This is a genomic window from Massilia sp. CF038, assembly GCF_900129765.1.
Taxonomy (GTDB): domain Bacteria; phylum Pseudomonadota; class Gammaproteobacteria; order Burkholderiales; family Burkholderiaceae_D; genus Telluria_A.
The window spans coordinates 1,255,550-1,273,275 of record NZ_FQWU01000001.1 but is presented as its reverse complement, the minus strand read 5'-3'; the positions used below and the strand labels follow the sequence as shown (position 1 = coordinate 1,273,275).

General features: G+C 62.6%; 14 protein-coding genes. 8 read left to right on the top strand and 6 right to left on the bottom strand.

What is annotated here, in order from left to right:
* The first annotated feature begins 10 nt into the window (after positions 1-10).
* Both BUC24_RS05920 and panC read left to right on the top strand, forming a co-directional pair.
* Complete coding sequence (locus tag BUC24_RS05920; RefSeq protein ID WP_073213168.1) at positions 11-913, top strand: segregation and condensation protein A; 903 nt, start codon at positions 11-13, stop codon at positions 911-913.
* Positions 914-926: 13 nt separating this feature from the next.
* Complete coding sequence (gene panC / locus BUC24_RS05915) at positions 927-1,766, top strand: pantoate--beta-alanine ligase (protein WP_073213167.1); 840 nt, start codon at positions 927-929, stop codon at positions 1,764-1,766.
* Between the two features lie 205 nt (positions 1,767-1,971).
* On the opposite strand, the gene BUC24_RS05910 is transcribed toward panC, so the two are convergent.
* Both BUC24_RS05910 and BUC24_RS05905 read right to left on the bottom strand, forming a co-directional pair.
* Complete coding sequence (locus BUC24_RS05910; protein ID WP_073213166.1) at positions 1,972-2,982, bottom strand: LacI family DNA-binding transcriptional regulator; 1,011 nt, start codon at positions 2,980-2,982, stop codon at positions 1,972-1,974.
* 13 nt (positions 2,983-2,995) lie between these two features.
* A complete protein-coding gene (locus BUC24_RS05905) occupies positions 2,996-4,546 on the bottom strand; it encodes a tryptophan halogenase family protein (RefSeq protein ID WP_073213165.1) in 1,551 nt (516 codons plus the stop codon).
* Positions 4,547-4,713: 167 nt separating this feature from the next.
* Between BUC24_RS05905 and BUC24_RS05900 the strand changes: the two genes are divergently transcribed.
* From BUC24_RS05900 to BUC24_RS05875, 6 genes are all read left to right on the top strand, one after another.
* On the top strand, positions 4,714-7,122 hold the full coding sequence (locus tag BUC24_RS05900; protein WP_073213164.1) for a TonB-dependent receptor: 2,409 nt from the start codon (positions 4,714-4,716) through the stop codon (positions 7,120-7,122).
* Positions 7,123-7,185: 63 nt separating this feature from the next.
* The gene (locus tag BUC24_RS05895; protein ID WP_073213163.1) at positions 7,186-8,493 is read left to right on the top strand and encodes a GH1 family beta-glucosidase; all 1,308 of its coding nucleotides are present in this window, start codon (positions 7,186-7,188) and stop codon (positions 8,491-8,493) included.
* A gap of 26 nt (positions 8,494-8,519) precedes the next feature.
* The gene (locus BUC24_RS05890; RefSeq protein ID WP_073213162.1) at positions 8,520-9,563 is read left to right on the top strand and encodes a glucokinase; all 1,044 of its coding nucleotides are present in this window, start codon (positions 8,520-8,522) and stop codon (positions 9,561-9,563) included.
* Positions 9,550-10,884 carry an MFS transporter gene (locus BUC24_RS05885; RefSeq protein ID WP_073213161.1) on the top strand — a complete coding sequence of 445 codons (1,335 nt, stop codon included), beginning with the start codon at positions 9,550-9,552 and terminating at the stop codon, positions 10,882-10,884. The genes BUC24_RS05890 and BUC24_RS05885 overlap by 14 nt, the downstream gene beginning before the upstream one ends.
* Positions 10,881-13,076 carry a heme-degrading domain-containing protein gene (locus BUC24_RS05880; RefSeq protein ID WP_073213160.1) on the top strand — a complete coding sequence of 732 codons (2,196 nt, stop codon included), beginning with the start codon at positions 10,881-10,883 and terminating at the stop codon, positions 13,074-13,076. Before BUC24_RS05885 ends, BUC24_RS05880 begins: the two co-directional genes overlap by 4 nt.
* Positions 13,077-14,078, top strand: a complete 1,002-nt coding sequence (locus BUC24_RS05875) for a Gfo/Idh/MocA family protein (protein ID WP_073213159.1) — start codon at positions 13,077-13,079, stop codon at positions 14,076-14,078.
* Positions 14,079-14,184: 106 nt separating this feature from the next.
* On the opposite strand, the gene BUC24_RS05870 is transcribed toward BUC24_RS05875, so the two are convergent.
* The 4 genes from BUC24_RS05870 to BUC24_RS05855 all read right to left on the bottom strand — a co-directional run bounded on the left by BUC24_RS05870 (position 14,185) and on the right by BUC24_RS05855 (position 17,715).
* Positions 14,185-15,393 (bottom strand): EAL and HDOD domain-containing protein, encoded by a 1,209-nt coding sequence (locus BUC24_RS05870; protein WP_073213158.1) that lies wholly within the window; start codon positions 15,391-15,393, stop codon positions 14,185-14,187.
* A 62-nt stretch (positions 15,394-15,455) separates the two neighbouring features.
* Positions 15,456-16,121: a protein phosphatase CheZ gene (gene cheZ, locus BUC24_RS05865; protein ID WP_073213157.1), complete on the bottom strand. Its 666-nt coding sequence runs from the start codon at positions 16,119-16,121 to the stop codon at positions 15,456-15,458.
* A gap of 1 nt (position 16,122) precedes the next feature.
* The gene (gene cheY, locus BUC24_RS05860) at positions 16,123-16,521 is read right to left on the bottom strand and encodes a chemotaxis response regulator CheY (protein WP_026172309.1); all 399 of its coding nucleotides are present in this window, start codon (positions 16,519-16,521) and stop codon (positions 16,123-16,125) included.
* A 123-nt stretch (positions 16,522-16,644) separates the two neighbouring features.
* Positions 16,645-17,715, bottom strand: a complete 1,071-nt coding sequence (locus BUC24_RS05855; protein WP_073213156.1) for a protein-glutamate methylesterase/protein-glutamine glutaminase — start codon at positions 17,713-17,715, stop codon at positions 16,645-16,647.
* Positions 17,716-17,726: the final 11 nt, after the last annotated feature.

Here is a 17,726-nt window from a genome sequence, read left to right as displayed (position 1 = left end):
TTGATCGATCATGTTGCCAGATGAGGTGGCAGGCACGGCAGACGACCAGATCGTCGATGACGCCGCTGCCACCGACACCCCAGCCGCAGACAGCGCGCCCGCCGACACCGCGGCGCCTGCCAGTGCGCCAGCCGACGCTGCCGCCATCGCCCGCCTGTACGGCGAGCCGCTGCTGCGCATGCCGACCGACCTGTACATTCCACCGGATGCGCTCGAGATCTTTCTCGACGCCTTCGAAGGGCCGCTGGACTTGCTGCTCTACCTGATCCGCAAGCAAAACTTCAACATTCTCGACATCCCGATGGCGCAGGTCACCCTGCAATATCTGAAGTATGTCGACCAGATCCGCCTGCACAATCTGGAACTGGCTGCCGAATATCTCTTGATGGCCGCCATGCTGATTGAAATCAAATCACGCATGCTGCTACCGCAGCGCAAGAGCGACGACGAAGAAGCGGGCGACCCCCGTGCCGAGCTGGTGCGCCGCCTGCTGGAATACGAGCAGATCAAGGTCGCCGCCTATGATCTGAATGCCGTGCCGCAAGTGGACCGCGATTTCGTGCGCCCTGCCCTGTTTGTCGAGCAAAGCAATATTCCCACCTGGCCAGACGTGGACGTAAGCGACCTGCAGCGTGCTTGGCTGGACGTGCTGGGCCGTGCGCGCCTGACCCAGCACCACCGCATCAGCCGCCAGGAATTGTCGGTGCGCGAACACATGACCGCCATCTTGCGCCAGCTGCAATCGTCGCGTTTTGTCGAGTTTGCCGACCTGTTTGAAGGCCAGGGCGGCGTGCCGATCGTGGTCGTGCACTTCGTCGCCATGCTCGAACTGGCCAAAGAAACCCTCATTGAAATTACCCAGGCAGAGCCATTCGCGCCCATTTACGTGCGCCTGGCCTACTCGCCCGCATAACCTCAGGACCCCCATGAAAATCATTTCCTCTGTCGAAGAACTGCGCGACCAGCTCAGTGGCCAACTGCGCACCGCCTTCGTGCCCACCATGGGCAATCTGCACGAAGGGCATTTGTCGCTGATGCGCCTGGCGCGCAAGCATGGCGACCCGGTGGTAGCGTCGATCTTCGTCAACCGTCTGCAGTTCGGTCCCAACGAAGACTTCGACAAATACCCGCGCACCTTCCAGGCTGATGTGGAAAAGCTGGAAAAAGAAGGCGTGTACGTGCTGTTTGCACCGACGGAAAAGGATCTGTATCCGGAACCGCAAGAGTTCCGCGTGCGTCCGCCTGACGACCTGGGCAACACCCTGGAAGGCGAGTTTCGTCCCGGCTTCTTCACCGGCGTCACCACCATCGTACTCAAGCTGTTCTCGTGCGTGCAGCCGAAGGTGGCCGTGTTCGGCAAAAAGGATTACCAGCAGCTCATGATGGTTCGCAACATGAGCCGCCAGTTTGCCTTGCCGACCCAAATCATTGCCGCCGAAACCTGGCGCGCCGACGATGGCCTGGCCCTGTCGTCGCGCAATATGTACTTGTCGGAAGCCGAGCGCGCCGAAGCGCCGGCCCTGTACCGCAGCTTGAACGCCGTGGCTGACGAAGTGCGTGCCGGCCACCTCGACGTGTTCCAGCTCGAACACAAAGCGATGACGGAACTTGCCGGTCGCGGCTGGAAGCCGGACTACATCTCGATCCGCAAGCAAAGCGACCTGCAGCCGCCGTCGGCCGGCGACCTGGCGCAAGGCACGCCGCTGGTCGTGCTGGCCGCCGCCAAGCTCGGCACCACCCGCCTGATCGACAACCTCGAAATCTAAGGCATCTAACGCCCCGCCCCCCCGTTTCAACACTGGGGTCAGACCTCATTTCTGCAACATGCCCGGGCTGGGGTCAGACCTCATTTTTGCAACTTTCGGCCGCCACGAGGGGACCGCGGCAAGCGGCTTGATATTTGTCAAACTGGGGTCAGACCTCCGCCCGAGGCCATTGCAAAAATGAGGTCTGACCCCGGTTTGATTTTAATCAGGCGATGCGGCGGACCGATTCGCGCACGACCAGGCTCAGCGCCGGGATGTGGGCCGGTTCGCTGCGCTGGCCCATCAGGGGCAGCAGCATGTTGCCGATGCAGGTACCTACTTCGTACAGGGGCTGGCGCACCGTCGTCAGCGGTGGGGTCGTGTACATTGAACTGTGCAGGTCGTCGAAGCCGATGATCGAGATGTCGTCCGGTACCCGGATGCTGCGCCGGTACAACGCCAGCCGGGCGCCGTAGGCCATCAGGTCGTTGGCGGCGAAGATGGCGGTGAAGCGCTGCTTCGATGCCAGCAACTGGTCCACCGCCAGCAGACCGGCCGACTCCTGGAAGTCGCCATCGACCACCAGTGCGGGATCGTACGGGATCCGGTGCCGACTCAGCGTGTCGCGGTAGCCAGCCAGACGCGCGCGCGCATCTTCCTGTTCCTGCGGGCCGGCCACGAAAGCAATCCGGCGGTGCCCCTGCTCCACCAGCAAATCCATCGCTTCACACGCGGCCGCGTAGTTGTCGAGACAGAAGCCGCGCGCGCGTTCGCCTTCGAGTTTGCGCCCGAACGCGATAATGGGCACCTGTTTGGAGAACTTCAGGATCTGCCCGTCGGTCATGTTCCCGGTCAGGATCACCACGCCGTCCACGCGCCGCCCGATCAGCAGTTCGACCCGGTCCGCTTCTTCGTCAGCATGCCAGTGCCCGCTCATGATGAGCATTGCATAACCGGCGGCCTTCATCACGTCTTCAATCCCGGTCATGGTCTTGTTGAAGTAGCCGCTTTCGAGCGACTGGGTCAGCACGCCAATGGTGCGCGTGGTGCCCATCTTCAGGCTTTGCGCCAGCCGGTTCGGCTTGTACTGCAGCTCTTCGATCACGCGCTCGAGCGCCTGGCGCTTGACGCCGGAGACTTTGGCAGTCCCGTTCAGGAAGCGCGACACGGTGGCCGGCGAGACGCCGGCAGCGTCGGCAACCTGCTGCAATGTGGTGGTGGTGCTCTCTGTTTTCATCGCCTGAACTATATCACCGCGCGCTGGCGCGGGCACACATATGATCGACCAAATCGCGGTGCGGCGGCAGGTCGGCCAGGGCCCGCTCGGCCAGCATGGCGATGGTCTTGAATTCGTCACGCGCCTGTCCGTCCAGCGCGGCGTTGGCGGCGCTGGCGTGCAGCGCGCTGTGGAACTCCATCCCGTACAGCACGTACTGCCAGCTCGACGGTGGATACATCTCCAGATCGGTCACAAAATCAAGCCGGTGCGGCGGCCTGCCCTGCCACATGGCCAGCTTGGCCTGCAGCGATGCAGGAATCGATGCAGCATCGGCGTTCTCGCGCCAAAAGGCCGAATCGGTGCGCTGGGTCAGGCAGTAGTGCAGCTTGATGAAGTCGACCACGCGCTCGTAACGCTGACGCATCAAGTCATTGAAGGTGCGCGCCACGGGCTCGGTCTGGCCATTGAACGGGAACAGGAAGCCGATCAGGTAGGCCGCCGTTTCAATCAGACCGATGCCGGATGACTCCAGCGGCTCCAGGAAGCCGCCCGACAAGCCCACGGCCACGCAGTTTTTCACCCACTGCACTTCGCGGTAGCCCAGCTGCAGCTCGAGCTTGCGCGGTGTCAGGCCAGCGGCTGCCGGGCCCACGTAGGCGCGCAGTACTTCTTCAGCGCGTTCGTCGCTGGTATGCCGGCTGGAATAGACGTAGCCGATGCCGCGCCGCTCCTGCAGGCCGATATCCCAGGTCCATCCCGCTTCATGCGCGGTGGAGATGGTGTATGACGGGATCGGCGTGTCCGCAGCCGGATACGGCACTTGCATGGCCAGCGCGTGGTCGACGAACAGCACGTCGTCCAGCTTGCGCAGCGGTGAACCGAGCGCCTGGCCAATCAGGCTGGCGCGAAAGCCGGTGCAGTCGATGTACAGGTCCGCTTCCAGTGCGCCGTGTTCTTCCGTGTGCACGCGTGCGATGGCGCCGTCATCATTCAACTCGACCTGGCCCACGTTGCCCAGCACGTGCTGCACGCCCAGGGTCACGCCATGTTCAGCCAGCAGCTTGGCAAAGCGCCCGGCATCGAAGTGGTAGGCGTAGTTCATTGGCCCCAGATAGTCGCCATCGCTGGTGCGCTTGGGCGCGCGGGCGGCGTCGGCCACGCGCTTCTGCATGGTCGCGGCCTGCGCGAACGGGACGCCCTCTCCCGCCAGGCCGCGCAGCCAGTACGGCAGCAGCTCGGCGCTGCCCTGGCGCTGGCTGGGGTGGCTGAACGGATGGAAGTAATGGTCGCTGCCAAAGCTGCCAGCCGGGCGTACCCAGTTGGCAAACTTGACGCCTTGCTTGAAGGTGGCGTGGCATTCGCGTACAAAGCGCGCTTCGTCAACGCCAATCGCCGACAAAGTCCCGCGAATCGAAGGAAAAGTACCCTCGCCCACGCCAATGATGCCGATCTGGGGCGACTCGACCAGGGTTATGCGTACGCCGCCGGGGCGTGCCGCCCCCAGCGTCTTGGCCAGAAAACAGGCAGTGAGCCAGCCTGCGGTGCCGCCACCGACGATCAACACATTTTGAAAAGTTTTCATAAACTCTGCCCCACTATGGTGAATGTGGTAAATTTTACAGCACCACAATATTTCGTTTGACTTTCTCTTGCACTGAAATGTACCATGAAAACGTTTTCACAAGACGTGAAATCGATTTCGTAGAAAACTATAAAAGCAATAACTTCACACTTCCCTTTGGAGACAGCATGAAATCATCTGCAGCAAAGCCGTTCCGCCGTCCGGGCGCCCAGATCCAGTTGGCGATCCTCACCCTGCTCGCCTCGATCAATGGCGCGCATGCCCAGACCACTGCTGCCCCGGCAGCCGAGAAGGCAGTCGCCAACAGCGACTCGGGCCTGATTCCTGAAGTGGTCGTCACCGCGACCAAACGCACCACCAGCCTGCAAAAAACGCCAATCGCGATTACCTCGCTCAATGCGGCCACCCTGCAGGACAACCATGTACAAACCATGCTTGACGTGGTCTCGCTGGTACCAGGCTTCCAGGCCACCGCCCAGGGCGACCACGGCGTGACCACCATGACTTTGCGCGGCATCGGTAACGACAGCGCCAAGACCCAGTACGCCGATCCGGAAGTCGCTTCCTTCGTCGACAATGTGTATTCGCCACGTGCCGAAGGCGCCACCGCGCTGATGTTCGACATCGAGGCAATCGAGGTGCTGCGCGGCCCGCAAGGCACCCTGTGGGGCCGCAATTCCACCGTGGGCGCAGTCAACATCCAGACCGTCAAGCCTGAATTGAACAGCCGCGCCGGCACCGTGGAAGCGGGCATTGGCGACTACAACCGCTATGGCGCGCGCGCTGCCTTCAATATGCCGTTGTCCGACACCGCTGCCCTGCGCATCGGTATCGTCCACGAGCAGCATGACGGCTACGTCGACTATCAGAAGTTCCCTGGCGTGGCGATCGCCGACCAGCAAGCCGCTTACGTGGCTGCCGGTGGTGATATTGCGACCTTCCGTCCGATCAATCCGAACCAGTTCGCGGTCGGCAACCAGAAGTACAGCGCCCAGAACCAGACTGCCTTCCGCGCCAGCCTGCTGTGGCACATCACGCCGCAGTTGAAGTGGAACGTCGCTTACGAAAAATTTGCTGACCGCGGCACCCCAAGCGCCAACTTGATGCAAGTACCACGGGCTGGCCAGGACTTCTGGTCGATCTTGTCGGACAGCGCCCCATGGATCAACCGCGACAGCCACAATGTGCGCAGCCGCCTGGAATACCAGGTCGCTCCGGACATGGCCCTGCATTACATCGCCGGCTTCTCCAAGTACCAGGGTTCGATGCGCTTCGACCAGGACGGCGGCGCGCGTGTACCAACCAGCATCCGCTCCGGCGCGACCTGGCAGGAACACACCACCACCGATTCGAACTACCGCAGCCACAGTCATGAACTGGAACTGCAATCGGTCGGCAAGAAGGACATCGACTGGCAGCTCGGCCTGTACTACGCGGCTGAAAAGAACGACATCCGTTTCGACATCCCGATCTTCAACGGCACCCAGGATGGTACCGTGGGCTGGCAGGGTTCCTTCATCCAGCCTGAAGAAACCGTGGACTCGAAAGCGGCCTTCGGCCAGGCCACCTGGAACGTCAGCGACGCTTTCCATCTGACCGGGGGCGTGCGCTACACCCAGGACCGCCGCGAGAACGTCGGCGGCCGTGCCTACACCTGGCGCAATACCCCGGGTGTGCCGCAACTGCCGCTCAATCCATCCATGGATCCACGCGTACCAGGCCAGGGCTTTGAAGCTGACGTGCCAGGTAACGATGGCGTCTTCAAGGGCAGCAAGGTCACCGGTCTGATTCGCGCCAACTACGAGTTCGACAAGGATACGATGGCTTACGCCAGCGTCGCTACCGGCTACAAGTCGGGCGGTGTGCAGGATCGCGGCTTGCCGTATGCGCCTGAAACGCTGACCAACTACGAGATCGGTTCGAAGCACTCCTTCGCAGGCGGCAAGATCAAGGTCAATAACGCCTTGTTCTACTCGAACTTCAAGGACTTCCAGTTCAATTCGCCGGTCAGCTTCCCTGATGGCAGCCGTGGTCTGGCGATCGAAAACGCCGATGGCGCCAAGGTCTACGGCTTCGAGTCCGAAATCGCCGCCCGCATCACGCCGGACGATCGCGTTTCGGTGACCCTGGCCTTCCTGAAGACCAAGCTCGGTGCACTGATTGCCGGTTCCAACGACTACACGCTGCCAACTTGCACGGTCGATACCAGCATCGCCACCTGCCTCGATGTCACCGGCCACAAGCTGCCGCATGCGCCGAAGTTCTCGACCACGGTCCAGTACCAGCACACCTTCCACCTGTCGGACGGCACGCTGACCCCACGCATCACGGCGCACTACGAGACCGAAGCCGAACTGTCGGTATTCAATCTGGGTGAGGCAGACCGTCAGAAAGCCTACGGTACGGCCGATCTGGGCCTGCGCTACCAGTCCGCCCGCGGCTGGTACGCTGACGCCTATGTGCGTAATGCCAGCGACGAGAAGGTCAAGACCTCGGCGTTCAATGGCTTCGGTCCATGGTTGTCGCAATACAAACCACCGCGTACTATCGGTGTGAACACCGGCTTCGACTTCTAAGCCGGTACCGGGGCAGGCGCCAGCGCGCCTGTCCCGCTTTTTCCATCCTTTGCAGAGCCCCACATGACACAATCGACTCACTTCCCTGCGGACTTCACGTGGGGCGTCGCCACCAGCGCGTTTCAGATTGAAGGCGCCTGGGCGACCGATGGCAAGGGCCCCTCGATCTGGGATACCTTCTGCAGCAAGCCTGGCAATATCAAGGATGCCAGCGACGGCACCGTCGCTTGCGACCACTATCACCGCTACCGCGAGGACGTTGGCCTGATCGCCTCCCTCGGGGTGGACGCTTACCGCTTTTCCATCGCCTGGGCACGCGTTCAGCCAACCGGCAAAGGCGCCTGGAATGAAGCCGGCTTTGCTTTCTACGATCGCTTGCTGAGCGAACTGGAAGCGAAGAACATCAAGGCCCATGTCACGCTGTACCACTGGGATCTGCCGCAAGGTCTGCAGGACGACGGCGGCTGGCTCAATCGCGACACCGCACACCGCTTTGCCGACTATGCCGCTGAAGTGGCGCGCCGCTTCGGCAACCGGGTGGCCACCATCGCCACCCACAATGAACCCTGGTGCACCGCCAATCTGGGCTACGGCAATGCGCAGTTCGCACCTGGCGTGGCCAACGCAAAGCAGGCCATTCAGGTGTCGCACCACCTGCTGCTGTCGCACGGCCTGGCCATGTCGGCCATGCGCGCTGCCAAAGTCTCGGCCGCGCTGGGGATCGTGCTCAATCAATGGACGGCCGATCCGGCCACCGATTCGCAGGCCGACCGCGACATGGCGGAACTGGAGTATGCGCGCTCGGTGCAGTGGTTCATGGACCCCATCTTCAAGGGCCGCTACCCCGAACTGGCGCTGCGCGCGCATGGCGCCGATGCGCCAGTGGTGCACGACAGCGACATGGGCATCATTTGTCAGCGTATCGATTTCCTCGGCTGTAATTACTACTTCCGTTCCTGGTGCAGCGCCGCCAACCCGCCGCTACCGGCGCCGGGCAAGCATGGCTTCACCGACATGGGCTGGGAAATCTACCCACAAGGCTTGACCGAGCTGCTGCTCAAGCTGAATGCCGAGTACGATCTGCCGCCAATCTACATCACCGAGAACGGCATGGCCAATCCCGATGAAGCAGGCGCGCCTGATCATGCCCGCATCGCTTTTGTGCGCAGCCATTTGGAAGCGCTTCAATCGGCCATGCAAGCGGGCGTGAACGTGCAAGGCTACTTCCTCTGGAGCCTGCTCGACAACTTCGAATGGAACTCCGGCTACGCCAAGCGCTTCGGCATCATCCACGTCGACTATGCAACCCAGCAGCGCACCCCGAAAGAAAGCGCGCACTGGTACCGCGAACTGATTACATCGCAGCGTTAATCGCAGCGTAAAACAAGGAGCACTTCATGATCTCCGGTTCCTACCCAGACGGCCCACGCCTGCTGGCTGACATTGGCGGCACCAACGCCCGCTTCGCCCTTGAATACGGGCCTGGACGGATCAGTGCCATGCACAATCTGGCCTGCGCCGACTATTCCCGCTTTGAAGATGCCGCCAGGGCTTACCTGGCTGGTCCCGGCGCCGGCGCCCGCCACGCCGTGATTGCCATTGCCAACCCGGTCGACGGCGATGCCATCCGCATGACTAATCATCACTGGGCGTTTTCCATCGCGGCGGCGCAGCGTGAGCTGGGCCTTGACACCCTGCTGGTGGTAAACGACTTCACCGCGCTGGCAATGGCGCTGCCCATCCTGGCGCCGTCCGAACTGCGCCAGATCGGCGGCGGCCAGGCCCGGCCCCACGGCGCCATCGGCCTGGTGGGCGCCGGCACCGGCCTTGGCGTGTCGGGCCTGGTGCCGGCTGGCGAACGCTGGGTGGCCCTGCAAAGTGAAGGCGGCCACGTTGCCTTCTCGCCTTCGGACGAACGCGAGGTGGCGGTGCTGCAGTACTGCTGGCGGCGCTTCGACCATGTGTCGGCCGAGCGCATGGTGTCGGGCCCCGGCATCGCTCTCATTCGCGAAGCCCTGGCCTACAGCCGCGGGCTGCAGGCGGACATCTCCTTGTCGACATCGGCCATCGTCGAACGCGCCCTCGAGGGGGGCGATGCGCTGTGCCGCGAAACGCTGGACTGCTTCTCGGGCATGCTCGGCACCGTGGCGGCCAACCTGGCCGTGACCCTGGGCGCCACCGGTGGCATTTACATCGGCGGTGGTGTGGTGCCGCGTCTGGGTGACTATTTCGAGCAATCGCCGTTTCGCGCGCGCTTCGAGAAAAAGGGCCGCTTCTCCGGCTTTACCAAACAGATCCCCACCTTGCTGATCACGGCTGCCTGCCCCGCCCTGGCCGGCGCCGCCGCGATCCTGGCCGACCATCTCGATTCGAGCGTGCCTGTGGCATCATCCATGCAACCCAACCAGACCCGATCGGAAGCAAATCATGTCCACGTTTGAGCGCAAGGTATCCCCGCTGCTGTGGGTCCCGACCGGTTACTTCACGATGGCGCTTGGCTATGTGATGCTGACCACCGTGACCGCCATCATGTTCAAAAATCTGGGCATGGACAACGGCAAGGCGGCGCAATACTCCAGCATTCTGATCCTGGCTTACACCATCAAGCCCCTGTTCGCACCGTTTGTCGAAATGTACCGCACCAAGAAGTTCTTCGTGCTGTGCGCCCAGGTGCTGATCGGCTTAGGTTTTGCCGGCGTGGGCCTGCTCATGGCCCTACCCAATTACATGGCCTTTTTGATGGTGGTGTTCTTCCTGCTCTCGTTCGTGGGTGCCACTCAGGATATCGCCAGCGACGGCGTGTATGTCACCTCGCTCGACGCGCGCGCCCAGTCGCTTTACTGCGGCATTCAGAGCCTGTCGTGGAACGTCGGCCCCATCGTCGCCGCCGGTGGCATGGTGTATCTGAGCGGACGCTTGCACACGGAAGTGTTCCACCATGATGCCACTGTCTTTGGTCCGCAATGGATCGATTCATGGCGCATCATCTTCTTCCTGGTCGGCGGCCTGACGCTGGTAATGGCGGCCTGGCATGCGCGCACCATGCCGGACGGCGCCCGCGCCGAAAATACGCCCACCAGCGTGGCCGAAGGCGGCCGCATCCTGCTCGACGCCTTTGTCACCCTGTTCCAGAAACCAGGCGTGTGGCGCATGCTGGCCTTTGCTTTCCTGTTCCGCCTCAGTGTCGGCTTCCTGGAAAAAATCGGTCCTTTCTTCATGGTCGATCCGGTTTCCAAGGGCGGCCTGGGGCTGTCCAATGAACTGCTGGGCATTGTGTATGGCACCTGGGGCCTGGCGGCAGTGCTGCTTGGTTCCCTGCTGGGCGGCTGGTTCGTGGCGCGGCGCGGGCTCAAGGCCACGCTGTTCATCCTGTGCTGCGCCATCAACATCCCGAACGTGACCTTCCTGTTGATGAGCGTGTACCTGCCCACCAATCTGGTGGTGATTGGCGCGGGCGTCGTCATCGAAAAATTCTTCTTCGGCTTTGGCGCGGTCGGCTTCATGATCTACCTGATGCAGCAGCTGGCACCGGGCAAATACACCACCACCCACTATGCCTTCGGAACCGGTGTGATGGGGCTGTGCGGCCTGGTCACGGGCGTCATTAGCGGTCACCTGCAAGAGGCCATGGGTTACGTCAGCTATTTCGTGTTTGTGATGGTGGCCACCATCCCGTCGTTCATCGCGACCTGGACCGCGCCATTCCCGCACGACGAAGCGCTGGATGATGCGAGCGGCCCGGCCAAGGCGGTACCGGCATGAGACTGGTGCCCATCGCGCTGCTGCTGGCAACAGCGGCGGCCCATGCACAAACGCCTGCCATCAAGGTCAACCAGCTCGGTTTTCTGCCCCTCTCCAGCAAGCTGGCAGTGGTGCCGCAGCTGGAAGCGACCGCCTTCGAGGTGATTGACGCCGACAGCGGCAAGCCAGTCTTCAAGGGCAGCTTGCGCGCCCCGGCCGCGTGGGCACCGTCCGGCGAGACGGTGCGCCTGGCCGACTTCTCGGCCTTGAAGACGCCTGGCAGCTACCGCATCAAGGTGGCCGGGGCGGCGCCGTCTGACCGCTTCACCATCGGCGACAAGGTCTATCAGCCGCTGACCACTGCCGCGCTCAAGGCCTACTACTTCAACCGGGCCGGCACCGCATTGGCGCAGGCGCACGCCGGCGTGTACGCGCGCGCCGCAGGGCACGCCAACAGCGCGGCCGTGGTGCACGCCTCGGCCGCATCCAGCGCACGCCCGGCAGGCACCGTGATCGCGGTACCGAAGGGCTGGTACGATGCAGGCGACTACAATATCTATGTCGCCAACTCGGGCATCTCCACATACACCCTGCTAGCGGCATACGAACACTTCCCAGCCTTTTTCGACAAACTGGGCACCAATATCCCCGAGTCTGGCAACGCTCTGCCCGACATTCTCGACGAGACCCTGTGGAATCTCGAGTGGATGCTGGCGATGCAGGATCCGAACGATGGCGGGGTCTATCACAAGCTGACCAACCTCACCTTCGATGGCATGGTGATGCCGGTCGACGCGATGAAAACACCGCGCTACGTGGTGGCCAAAAGCACAGCGGCAGCATTCGACTTTGCCGCCACCATGGCTGCCGCCAGCCGCGTATTCCGCCCCTACGAAAAGCAGCACCCTGGCCTGTCCGCACGCATGCTGGCCGCGGCCGAAGCGGCATGGCAGTGGGCCGAGGCCAATCCGGCGCGCTACTTCAAGAACCCGTCTGACGTGGTCACTGGCGAATATGGCGACGACCAGGTGGCGGACGAACGCGCCTGGGCCGCGGCCGAACTGTATATCACCAGCGGCAAGGACAGCTACTACCGCAGCATGAAGGCGGAATCGGTCACGGCCACGGTGCCCACCTGGAGCGACGTGCGCTCGCTGGCCTGGATCTCGCTGGCCCAGCACCGCGCCAGCCTGACACCGCTGGCTGACCGCAAGCTGATCGAAAAACGCATCGACGGTCTGGCTTCCAATCTGATCCGCCAATGGAAGGCGTCCGGCTATCGCGTAGCGATGACCGAGCCGGATTTTGAATGGGGCAGCAATGCCGTGGCCATGAACCAGGCCATGATGCTGCTGCAGGCTTACCGCATGAATGGCAATGGCGACTACCTGGCGGCAGCGCAGTCGGCGCTGGACTACGTGTTGGGCCGCAATGCGACAGGCTATTCCTTCGTCACCGGCTTTGGCACCCGCCCTGCCCTGCATCCGCATCACCGGCCCTCGCAGGCCGACGGGATCGAGGCCCCGGTGCCTGGCTTCCTCACTGGCGGGCCGCAGCCTGGCCAGCAGGACAAGGCAGAATGCCCTGTGCCCTATCCAACCAACCTGGCCGCCACGGCCTACCTTGACCACGCCTGCAGTTTCGCCAGCAATGAAGTGGCGATCAACTGGAACGCGCCGCTGCTGTACGTGACAGCGGCACTCAAGGAACTGACCACGAAAGCGCCGCGAGAAATTATGGATGCACCCGAGATCACCCTGGCGGATATCGCGCGCCAGGAAAGCACACTGCAGTTCGACAGCTTCAGCAACGACATGGCGCTCGAGATCGGCCTGAAGATCATCGAGCTGGCCCGTGAAGCACGCCAGTCGGTGGCGGTCGACATTCGCCGCAACGGCACCCAGCTGTTCTATCACGGCATGCCGGGCACCAGCAGCGACCATGCGGACTGGATCCGGCGCAAGAACAACCTGGTCGACCGCAGCGGCCACAGTTCCTTCTACATTCATACCGAAGTAAAAAACCGCGGTGGCGACTATGACGCCATTCCCACGCTCGATCCGCGCGAATACGCCGCCCACGGCGGCGCGTTCCCGCTCACGCTGCGCGGCACCGGACAGATTGGCACGATCACGGTATCGGGCCTGCCCGGCCCCGAAGACCACGCGCTGGTGGTGCGCGCCCTGCAAGCCTATCTGAAAGTGAAACCGTAAATGCACGCACACGACACGCCACCGGTCCGCTGGGGCATTCTGGGCACGGGCGGCATTGCGCGCGCCTTTGCCACCGCCTTGATGGACACGCCAGGCGCGGTGCTCGCCGCAGTGGGCTCGCGCAGCATGGCCAGCGCGCGCGCGTTCGGCAGTGGCTTTGGCACACCGGCCTGCTACGGCTCGTACGAGGCGCTGGCGGCTGCGCCCGACGTCGACATCATCTACATCGGCACGCCGCACCCCATGCACGCCGAGAACGCCATCCTGGCCCTGAACGGCGGCAAGGCCGTGCTGTGCGAGAAACCGTTCACCATGAATTTGCGCGAAGCCGAACGCGTGGTGCAACTGGCGCGCGAGAAGAAGCTGTTCTTGATGGAGGCCATGTGGACGCGCTTCATGCCGGCGCTGGCGGAAGTCAGGCGCATCGTCGCCTCCGGCGAAATCGGCACAGTCCACCAAGTTCATGCCGACTTTGGTTTCGCGGCCACGCAGGATCCCGAGCACCGCGTCAACAAGCGCGAACTGGGCGGCGGCGCGCTGCTGGACCTGGGCATTTATCCGCTCTCGATTTCATGCGCCCTGCTCGGTCCCGTCAGCACAGTGCAAGCCCAGGCCGTGCTGAGCGATGGCGGGATCGACCTGACCACCGGCTTTTCCATGAAGCACACCAGCGGCGCGCTGTCGATCTGCAGCTGTTCGCTGCGCGCACGCACGCCGTGCGAGCTGACCGTCTCCGGCAGCCTGGGCAGTGTGCGCATGGACGCCATGTTCCACCTGGCCAAAAGCGTCACCGTCAAACTGGCCGACGGTAGCGTACGCACGATTCCCACGCCCTTCCTGGGCAACGGCTACGTGCACGAAGCGATCGAAGCGGGCCGCTGCCTGCGCGCGGGCCTGCTGGAAAGCCCGCACATGCTGCACGCCGATACACTATCCTTGATGCAATTGCTCGACACCATACGCCAACAGATCGGCGTCACCTACCCAGCCGACGCCGAATAAGCGCCGCCACAATCCGCCACCGCCAAATAAAATCGGGGTCAGACCTCAATACTGCAAGTAATTGCAGTATTGAGGTCTGACCCCGATTAAAAAACTTTTTGGGGGCTTAGGTGCTGACGTTCTGGGCCCAGGCCAGTGCCGACAGGTGCGCTTTGTTGACGTCGACCGGGTCGATTTCCAGACTCTTCGCCAGCGAGGCGACCAGGTTCGAGTCGAGCTCGCACGCTTCGGCCAGCGCCAGGAAGGGGCCGTATTTGCCGCCGCGTGTCATCAATGCTTCGACCACTTCGTCGGGCAACTGGATGGTGTCGAGCACTTCTTTCATCGGCAGGCCCAGCAGGCGGTCCAGCAGGGAGAACATGCCGGCCACGAACAGGTTTTCACCTTCTCCACGTTTCAGCACTTTGATGCCAAGCAGCTCGGTCAGGCGGCCGCGCACCACCGCTGTTTCCATCAGCACCGGGGAGTAGCCCGAGGTCGAGGCGGTGGCCAGCAACAGGGTCAGCCAGCGGTACATGGGCGCGTAACCCATCATGGTGATGGCCTGGCGGAGCGACTGGATTTCGCGCGTGGCGCCGAATCCGGCAGAATTGATGAAGCGCAGCATTTTGTACGAGAGCGCGGGATCGCGCTTGAGCACGCTTTCGATCTTGGGGATGTCTTCGTTCTTTTGCACCATCTGCATCAGTTGCAGGATGATGGTCTGGGCCGGGTTCATGCCCTTGACGGGAATGCCGGGGCGCGGGGTCAGGTGCAGCTTGCCCACGAACGCGTCCAGCCCCAGCGCGGCGCAAGAGTCAAAGTCTTCCCAGGTCGCCACCGGACGGCCCACCATGCGCACGGCCGATTGCTTGGCCTGGGCATAGGTGCGCGCTTGCGCGGCCACGTCGGCACCGGCAAAGCGCACTTCGATGTACGAGGCGCTCATGGCCAGGTTGCTGCCCAGGTGGGCCAGGTCGCCGTCGCGTACCGAGATGCCCACGCCGCCAGCGCGCAAGCCCTGCACGGCCGACAGGGTGTCGGGGTCGGCCAGGTCTTTCGCTTTCATGGTCAGCACGGTGCGCTCGGGCGGCATGTTGAACAGGGCGTCGGTCGAGAGCATGTTCGGCACCGCATCGAGGAACAGGATTTTGTCCTTGAGCAGCCAGCCGTGTTCTTCATCGTTGACGTTTTCGGCCACGAAGCCGATCAGCGATTCGAGGTCGTCATCGGTGACCACTTGATTCGGTTCGAGGTGCCAGGACAGCTCGTAGCCAATCACGCGCTGTTTGGGGTCAAGCAGAGGTTCGCGGACGATGAAATTTGTTTCGTGCATTGTATATTCGTGTCAGGTTGTGGTGCGGTGCGCGCAGCCAGCATGTGCGCTGCGCGGCAGGATTAGAACCCCAGGCTGTCGAGCAGGTCGTCGACCTGGCCCTGATTCGAGACCACGTCGGCGCCAGTGGGATTGATCTGCGGCCCGTTGAGCAAGCCGCTGTCGTACTCGCGCTTGACTTCGGCGGGGGCGAAATCGACCAGCATCTGCACCAGCTGCTGCTCCAGGTTCTGGGCGATGGTGGTCACCTTGGTGATCACCTGCCCGGTCAGATCCTGGAAGTCCTGGGCCATCATAATGTCCATCAGGTGGCGCTTGGTCTCGACTGAACCGGTGCGCGCCTGCTGCAATGCAGTCATGGTCTGCATGGCCATGGCGCGCCACTGCGCATCGGTGGTGTCAGGCTGGTCGAGCAGCGTTTGCCACGATGCGCTCAAGGCGCCCGCGTCGCTTTCAATCCGGTCTTGCAGGGGGCCGGCCGCGTCGGTCGCGTTCAGCACTTTTTGCGCGGCCTGTTCGGACAGGCGCGCAACGTAGTCGAGCCGGTCACGCGCGTCAGGGATGTCGCTGGCCGCTTTTTCGATCAGCTTGTCCAGGCCCAGCCCGCGCAAGCTCTCGTGCAGCGCGCGCGTCATGTGCCCGATGCGGCTCAGGAATTCGTCGTGCGTGTCCATGTCCGCCGAAGCGCCGTCCGCGCGGACCGCGACCTCGGTGTTCTGGTCGCCCATCTCAGGCTCCGACTTTTTCGAGTTTCTCGAAAATCTTGTTCAGCTTTTCGTCCAGCGTGGCGGCCGTGAAAGGCTTGACCACGTAGCCGTTGGCGCCCGCCTGGGCCGCTGCGATGATGTTTTCTTTCTTCGCTTCGGCAGTGACCATCAGCACCGGCAGCTTGGCCAGTGCGGGATCGGCACGAATGTTTTGCAACATTGTCAGACCGTCCATGTTGGGCATGTTCCAGTCGGAAACGACGAAGTCGAACTGTTCGCTGCGCAGCTTGGCGAGGGCCATTACGCCGTCTTCTGCTTCATCGACATTGGCGTATCCCAGTTCCTTGAGCAGGTTGCGGACAATGCGCCGCATGGTCGAGAAATCGTCGACTACTAAAAAACGCATCTTTGGATCAGCCATGAATTACTCCGTTGATTCTGTACTGTGGTTTGAAGTGACTGCCCCACTTGCGAAGCAGCCTTTAGGATAGCATTTTTGTTGCCCTGTAGCGAATAAGTTGGCGCGGAATTCAACGCAATCGCTTCAAACACGCAACGCCCGGCTGCCTTGCGTTGCCAGATAGCCAAGGACCATGCCCGGCAGCGACGTCAATGGCCCCACTTCGTGGGTGCCGCCCAGGGCAATGGCTTCGCGCGGCATGCCAAATACCACGCAGCTGGCCTCGTCCTGCGCGAAGTTGTAAGCGCCCGCTGTTTTCATTTCGACCATACCGGCCGCGCCGTCTTTACCCATGCCGGTCAGGATCACGCCCACCGCGTTTTTGCCGGCCGCCGCTGCCGCCGAGCGAAACAGCACGTCCACCGACGGGCGGTGCCGGTTGACCGGGTCGGTCTGCTCGATCTTGGTGACGTAGTTGGCGCCGGAACGCGCTAGCAGCAGATGCGAGTGGCCAGGCGCGATGTAGGCGTGACCCGGCAGCACGCGCTCGTCGCCAGCCGCTTCACGCACGCTGATCTTGCACAGCGTATCGAGGCGGCGCGCAAACGAGGTGGTGAACCCTTCTGGCATGTGCTGGGCAATCAGAATACCCGGACAGTCCGACGGCATCTGCATTAAAAATTCGCGGATCGCTTCGGTGCCGCCGGTGGAGGCGCCGATGATGATCAGTTTTTCGGACGACGTAAGAGGACTGCGCAGCGCCGGCAGCACTGGCGCGCCTGGCGCGGCCGGGCCCACCGTGCGCGCCTTGATGCGCGCGCGCGCGGCGGCGCGGATTTTATCGGCAATCAGTTCGGTGTATTCGCGCATGCCGCTCTGGATCGAGATCTTCGGTTTGGTCACAAAATCGACTGCGCCCAGTTCCAGCGCGCGCATGGTAATTTCAGACCCGCGCTCGGTCAGCGATGACACCATCAGCACCGGCATTGGGCGCAGGCGCATCAGCTTTTCCAGGAAGTCGAGGCCGTCCATCTTGGGCATTTCCACGTCCAGCGTCAGCACGTCGGGGTTGGTCTGCTTGATCAGCTCACGCGCTACCAGCGGGTCGGGCGCCACGCCGACCACTTCCATGTCGGCCTGGCTGGAGATAATTTCGCTCATGACGCTGCGAATCAGCGCCGAGTCGTCCACGATCAGTACCTTGATCTTTTTCACGTTATCCCCCG

Bases quoted from the DNA above. Each gene is read 5' to 3' on its own strand.
- BUC24_RS05920 (WP_073213168.1), top strand. From the start codon at position 11: ATGTTGCCAGATGAGGTGGCAGGCACGGCAGACGACCAGATCGTCGAT.
- panC (WP_073213167.1), top strand. From the start codon at position 927: ATGAAAATCATTTCCTCTGTCGAAGAACTGCGCGACCAGCTCAGTGGC.
- BUC24_RS05870 (WP_073213158.1), bottom strand. From the start codon at position 15,393: ATGCACGAAACAAATTTCATCGTCCGCGAACCTCTGCTTGACCCCAAA.
- cheZ (WP_073213157.1), bottom strand. From the start codon at position 16,121: ATGGGCGACCAGAACACCGAGGTCGCGGTCCGCGCGGACGGCGCTTCG.
- BUC24_RS05875 (WP_073213159.1), top strand. From the start codon at position 13,077: ATGCACGCACACGACACGCCACCGGTCCGCTGGGGCATTCTGGGCACG.
- BUC24_RS05905 (WP_073213165.1), bottom strand. From the start codon at position 4,546: ATGAAAACTTTTCAAAATGTGTTGATCGTCGGTGGCGGCACCGCAGGC.
- BUC24_RS05910 (WP_073213166.1), bottom strand. From the start codon at position 2,982: ATGAAAACAGAGAGCACCACCACCACATTGCAGCAGGTTGCCGACGCT.
- BUC24_RS05885 (WP_073213161.1), top strand. From the start codon at position 9,550: ATGTCCACGTTTGAGCGCAAGGTATCCCCGCTGCTGTGGGTCCCGACC.
- cheY (WP_026172309.1), bottom strand. From the start codon at position 16,521: ATGGCTGATCCAAAGATGCGTTTTTTAGTAGTCGACGATTTCTCGACC.
- BUC24_RS05890 (WP_073213162.1), top strand. From the start codon at position 8,520: ATGATCTCCGGTTCCTACCCAGACGGCCCACGCCTGCTGGCTGACATT.
- BUC24_RS05900 (WP_073213164.1), top strand. From the start codon at position 4,714: ATGAAATCATCTGCAGCAAAGCCGTTCCGCCGTCCGGGCGCCCAGATC.
- BUC24_RS05880 (WP_073213160.1), top strand. From the start codon at position 10,881: ATGAGACTGGTGCCCATCGCGCTGCTGCTGGCAACAGCGGCGGCCCAT.
- BUC24_RS05895 (WP_073213163.1), top strand. From the start codon at position 7,186: ATGACACAATCGACTCACTTCCCTGCGGACTTCACGTGGGGCGTCGCC.